Source organism: Acidimicrobiales bacterium (assembly GCA_035316325.1).
Classification (GTDB): domain Bacteria; phylum Actinomycetota; class Acidimicrobiia; order Acidimicrobiales; family VFJN01; genus DASXTK01.
In genome coordinates, this window is sequence record DATHJB010000125.1 from 1 (window position 1) to 5,236 (window position 5,236).

Annotated in this window: 7 protein-coding genes; 4 read left to right on the forward strand and 3 right to left on the reverse strand. The window is 73.8% G+C overall.

The features are described from left to right. Window positions 1-46 precede the first annotated feature (46 nt). Entirely contained in the window at window positions 47-664 is a 618-nt protein-coding gene (locus VK611_16445) for a hypothetical protein (protein HMG42924.1), read from the reverse strand. 88 nt (window positions 665-752) lie between these two features. Between VK611_16445 and VK611_16450 the strand changes: the two genes are divergently transcribed. The 4 genes from VK611_16450 (at window position 753) to VK611_16465 (ending at window position 4,221) form a co-directional block, all read left to right on the forward strand. Then, the gene (locus VK611_16450) at window positions 753-1,856 is read left to right on the forward strand and encodes a cytochrome P450 (protein HMG42925.1); all 1,104 of its coding nucleotides are present in this window, start codon (window positions 753-755) and stop codon (window positions 1,854-1,856) included. A gap of 19 nt (window positions 1,857-1,875) precedes the next feature. Then, window positions 1,876-2,994, forward strand: a complete 1,119-nt coding sequence (locus tag VK611_16455; GenBank protein ID HMG42926.1) for a DUF1707 domain-containing protein — start codon at window positions 1,876-1,878, stop codon at window positions 2,992-2,994. 6 nt (window positions 2,995-3,000) lie between these two features. Beyond that, window positions 3,001-3,546 carry a DUF1707 domain-containing protein gene (locus VK611_16460; protein HMG42927.1) on the forward strand — a complete coding sequence of 182 codons (546 nt, stop codon included), beginning with the start codon at window positions 3,001-3,003 and terminating at the stop codon, window positions 3,544-3,546. A gap of 72 nt (window positions 3,547-3,618) precedes the next feature. Further along, entirely contained in the window at window positions 3,619-4,221 is a 603-nt protein-coding gene (locus VK611_16465; GenBank protein HMG42928.1) for a dihydrofolate reductase family protein, read from the forward strand. Here the strand turns inward: VK611_16465 and VK611_16470 are convergent. Together VK611_16470 and VK611_16475 are read right to left on the reverse strand one after the other, a co-directional pair. After that, window positions 4,111-5,112, reverse strand: a complete 1,002-nt coding sequence (locus VK611_16470) for an ABC transporter ATP-binding protein (GenBank protein HMG42929.1) — start codon at window positions 5,110-5,112, stop codon at window positions 4,111-4,113. The two genes, VK611_16465 and VK611_16470, sit on opposite strands and share 111 nt — an antisense overlap. A 2-nt stretch (window positions 5,113-5,114) precedes the next feature. After that, window positions 5,115-5,234: an iron chelate uptake ABC transporter family permease subunit gene (locus VK611_16475; GenBank protein ID HMG42930.1), complete on the reverse strand. Its 120-nt coding sequence runs from the start codon at window positions 5,232-5,234 to the stop codon at window positions 5,115-5,117. Window positions 5,235-5,236: the final 2 nt, after the last annotated feature.

The following is a 5,236-nucleotide window of genomic DNA, read 5'->3' on the forward strand; positions in this document are numbered from 1 at the left end:
GCGTCAGCACCGGCACCACTGCACCGGCACCACCGCACCGGCGGCGTCAGATGTCGGCCTGCTCCACCACCTGGGCGATCACGCCGCGGGCGTGGGCGGGGGTCATCCCGAGGGAGGCCGCCAGGTTGTCGAGCAGCGCCCGCTCGGGATCGGTGATGGCCCCGTCGGCGGCGGCGATCCGGGCGGCGCCGGTGAGGAAGCCCTCGCGGCCGTGGTCGTTGAGGACCCCGGCGAGCGTGGCCAGCTGGGTGGGCAGGCCGCTGACGTCGAGCTGGGCGACGTCGGCCTGCAGCTCCGGCTCGGTCCACGGCCGGTTGGCCGCCGACGACAGCACCTGCAGCGCCGTGGCGATCGTGGCCGGCGCCGGCGCCCCGGTGCGGAGCAGCCACACGACCGCGGCCCGGGTGGCACCCACGAGGCTCTCCGACAGCATGGCGCTGGTCGGCTGGTTGAGGGCGCTCAGCCGGTAGGCGTTCTGGCAGGTGGTGCACTCGACGAACTCGTCGCCCACGTCGTTCAGCGGGATCATCGGGATGAAGAAGATCGTGATCCAGCGGCGCCCCTGCTTGCGGTGGAAGTGTCGGTCGCCGCCGCACACCTGGCAGAAGAACACGCCCTCCGCCAGCTTCCTGAACCGCACGCGCCATCCCCAGATGAAGATCATCCCGATACTTTGACACGCGTTCTGTCTTCGCTGAGTGGCGCATGGCCCGCTCAGCGAAGACAGAACGCCAGGCCCTCTTGGCGTCTGGGTGCTGTTCCGCCACGACGACGTCACCCGGTTCCTGCGGGAGCCCGGCCTGTCGGTCGAGGACCGCCGGGCCCACGACACCCCGCTGACCCAGGTGGCGATCGACGCGGTCGGCGAGCGGGTGCGGCAGGGCGAGCACGCCATGCTCAACCGCGACCCGCCCGACCACACCCGGCTCCGGCGGCTCGTGTCGAAGGCGTTCACGCCGCGGATGGTGCAGCGCTTCCGGGAGCGGGTGCAGCAGCTGGTCGACGAGTCGCTCGACCGGGCGGGCGCACGGGGCGAGCTGGAGCTCATCGGCGACTTCGCGTTCCCGCTGCCCTTCAACGTGATCTCCGAGATGCTGGGGTTGCCCGACACCGGCGTCGACATCGAGGAGGTCCGCTCCCTGTCGGGCCTGCTGGTGAGCAGCCTCGAGCCGGTGGTCGACCCCGAGCACGTCAAGCGGGTGCTGGCCGCGGGCGATCGCATGCACGAGCTCGTCGGTGCGGCCACCGAGGCCAAGCGCTCGGCGCCGGGCGACGACCTGCTGTCCGCGCTGATCGCCGCCCAGGAGGACGGCGACGTGCTGTCGGTCGACGAGCTGATCGACCAGGTCACGCTGCTCTACGTCGCCGGCCACGAGACCACCGTGAACCTGATCGGCAACGGGGTGCGGGCGCTGCTGGCCGACCCGGCGTCGCTGGTGCAGCTGCGGGCCGACCCCGAGGGCCTGGCCGCCGGCGCCGTCGACGAGCTGCTGCGCTTCGACAGCCCGGTGCAGATGACGCGGCGCATCACCCTGGAGGAGGTGGAGGTGGGCGGGCAGACGATCGAGCCCGGTGCCTTCATGTTGCTGGTGCTGGGGTCGGCCAACCGCGACCCCGCTGTGTTCGGCCCCTCGGCCGACCGGCTCGACCTCGCTCGGGCCGACGCGTCGTCGCACCTGTCGTTCGGCGGCGGCCGCCACTACTGCCTCGGCGCCTCGCTGGCCCGGCTGGAGGCCCAGGTGGCGATCGGCAGCCTGGTGTCCCGGTTCGGCTCGATCGAGCCGACGGCGGACCCGGTGTGGAACGGCCGCATCAACCTCCGGGGCCTGGAGCGCCTGCCGTTGGCCGTCTCGTAGGGCGTGCCACAATCCCGCTGTGGCGGAAGTCGGCGAGGCTGACCGACAGCGGGTGATCGAGGCGCTGGAGCGCCGCGCCGCGCAGGGACTGCTGTCGGAGCAGGAGCTCGAGGTCCGGGTCCGGCGGGCCCGGACGGCGCTCACCCACGCCGGCCTCGACGGGATCCTGCTGGACCTCGCACCGACGCCGCCCCCGACCCTGGAGCCGACCCCGACCCCGACCCCGCAGCCGGCCCCACCCGCGCCCCCGCCCGCAGGGCCGCCACCGGCGTCGATCGAGGGCCCCGCCTACCTGCCGCCGACCGTGGGCCCGTGGAGGATGCCGACCGCGGCGCCGCCGCGACGCCCACTGCCCGAGGAACGGCCGATCCACGGCCCGTGGAGGACGCCGCCGCCCACGCGGCCACGCTCGCCCCGTGGCGACCGGCCGCCCTTGTGGCGGCGTCCCACGACGTACGGCCTCCTGGGCGTGGTCGCCGTGGGGGCGCTCGCCATCTGGGTGATCGCCGTGCGCGTCGACGACCTCGAGCCCAACGAGCCCATCGGCAGCCAGGCGCACGTGCCGGCGTCGACCACGCCCCAGCCGCCGCTCCCGCCGACGACCGAGCGCGCCACGACCGTGCCCACCACGGCCCCTCCCCCGCCTCCGCCACCACCGACGTTCCCCAGCATGGATCCGGTGCTCCTGCGGGTCGGGACCGACATCCAGCCCGGTCGCTACTCGATCACGACGTCGGGCGAGATCTGCTACTGGGAGCGGGTCCACGGGCTCGGCGGCACCCTCGACGACGTCATCGTCAACGGCGGCGGCCCGCATCCCGTGGTCGACGTGCTGGCGAGCGACGCCGGCCTGCGCTCCCAGGGCTGTGGCGGGTGGCGCCCGCACGCGCCGCCCGCCACGCCGGCGACCAGCTTCGGTGACGGCGACTGGCTCGTCGGCAGCGACGTCGCACCTGGGACGTACAGCCCGAACGCACCCGGCGTCGACCCGAACTTCTGCATGTGGGAGCGGGCCAGTGGCTTCACCCACGACTACGACGAGGTGATCGCCTACGAGTTCACCCGCCCCTCCGCCGTGACCGTGAACGCCGGCGAGCGCTTCACGGCCAGCGGCTGCGGCACCTGGACGCGGCAGTAGCCGAGCGTGGCGGGCGTCACCGAGGGTGATCGGAAGCGGGTCGTCGAGGCGTTGCGACACCGCGCCGCGCAGGGCCGGCTGTCCGACCCCGAGCTGAACGACCGCATCCAACGGGCCGAGCGGGCGCAGACCCACGCCGGCCTCGACGGGATCCTGCTGGACCTCGCGCCGGCCCCGGAGTCGGGCCCCACCCCGGTGCCACCGCCGGCGCCGTCGGAGTCCGGGCCGTGGAGGACGCCGACGGCGCCCCCGCCGCGCGGGCGAGCCCCCAGTCGCGCCGAGGTGGAGGTGCCGGCGTCGACCGCACCCCGGCCGCCGCTGCCGCCCCTGCCGGCGACGACCGACCGCGTCGTCCCCGTCCCCGACTCGACGGTGCCCAGGGACCACAACCTGGTCCTCCGGGTCGGCGAGGACATCGAGCCCGGCCTCTACGCCAACGAGCGCGACCTCCGCTGCTCCTGGGAGCGCCGCAACTCCTCCGGGTGGGCCCTGGTCGCCGGCCAGCGCTTCTCCCCCAGCTCGATCTGCGGCCGATGGGTCGTCGGCCGATGAGTTCCGTGCCGGCCGGGCAGTCCTAGGGGGTAGGGACAACAACAGCCTGCCGCCAACGGAGGAATCGGAACCATGGGCCGTGTCATCGTGGATCTCAGCGTGTCGCTGGACGGGTTCGTCGCCGGGCCCGACGACGGTGCCGCCTTCCCGCTCGGGCGGGGCGGCGAGGGCCTGTTCACCTGGATGAGCGCCGGGCCGGAGTCGAACCGGGTGGACCGGTGGCTCAACCCACCCGACGCCAGCAAGGTGATCGTCGACGAGTGGATGGCCGGGGCCGGCGCCATGCTCAGCGGCCGCCGCACCTTCGACATCGCCAACGGCTGGAAGGACGGCCACCCGATCGACGCTCCCATCTTCGTCGTCACCCACGAGGCGCCCACGGAGGGCGAGTGGAGCCCGCAGGTGTCGTTCGTGACCGACGGCCTCGACCACGCCCTCGAGCTGGCGCAGGAGGCGGCGGGCGACGACGTCGTGTCGGTCGCCGGGACCAGCCTCCCCCAGCAGCTGCTCCGCGCCGGGAAGCTGGACGAGATCCAGGTCAGCGTGGCGCCGCTGCTGCTCGGCTCAGGAGTGCGGCTGTTCGACCACCTCGGCGCCGACCCGATCCGGCTGGAGCAGACCCGGGCCGTCGAGTCGGACGGCGTCACCCACCTCCGCTACCGGGTCCTCCGCTAGGCACTCCGAACCCGAGCCCTCCGACTTCGACTCCGAAACCTCGACAGGAATGGTCGCCATGTGACCACCGGTGTCGAGATTTCGGGCCCGGGGCTGGTTCCCCTGCCGGAGACGGGACGGGATCGGGAGGACCAGCGGCGTGCCGGTGATCGGGTCGGGGACCACCCGGCACTCCAGGTCGAACACCTCGGCGACCAGCTCGGGGGTCACCACGTCGCCCGGCGGCCCCTGGGCGACGACCCGGCCGTCGCGCATCGCCACCAGGTGGTGCGCGTAGCGGGCGGCCATGTTGAGGTCGTGGAGGACCAGCACGATCGTGCGGCCCTCGTCCTCGTTGAGCTGGGCCAGCAGGTCGAGCACGTCCACCTGGTGGGCGAGGTCGAGGAACGTGGTCGGCTCGTCGAGCAGCAGCAGCGGCGTGCCCTGGGCCAGCGCCAGGGCGATCCACACCCGCTGGCGCTGCCCGCCCGACAGCTCGTCGATGCTGCGGTCGGCCAGGTCGGTGATGCCGGTGGCGGCCAGCGCCCCGGCGACCGAGTCCTCGTCGTCGACCGACCACTGCCGGAACCAGCGCTGGTGGGGGTGCCGGCCCCGGGCGACCAGCTCGGCCACCGTGATGCCCTCGGGGGCGACCGGCTGCTGCGGCAGGATGCCCAGCCGGGTGGCGACGGCCCGGGTGCCCATGCGGTGCAACTCGACGCCGTCGAGGAGCACGCTCCCCTGCCGGGGCTTCAGCAGCCGGGCCAGGCCCCGCAGCAGCGTCGACTTCCCGCAGGCGTTGGCCCCGACGATCACGGTGATCCGCCCCTCGGGGATCGCCAGGCTCAGGTCGTGCACCACGGGGTTGCCGTCGTAGCCCAGCGTCAGGTGCTCGGCGCGCAGAGGTGCCATGGTCAGCCTCCCGTCCCCACGCGGTTCGACCGGGCCAGCAGGTACAGCAGGTAGGGGGCGCCCACCACGCCGGTGACCACGCCGACCGGCAGCTCGGTCGGGGCGAACAGCCGCCGGCCCAGCA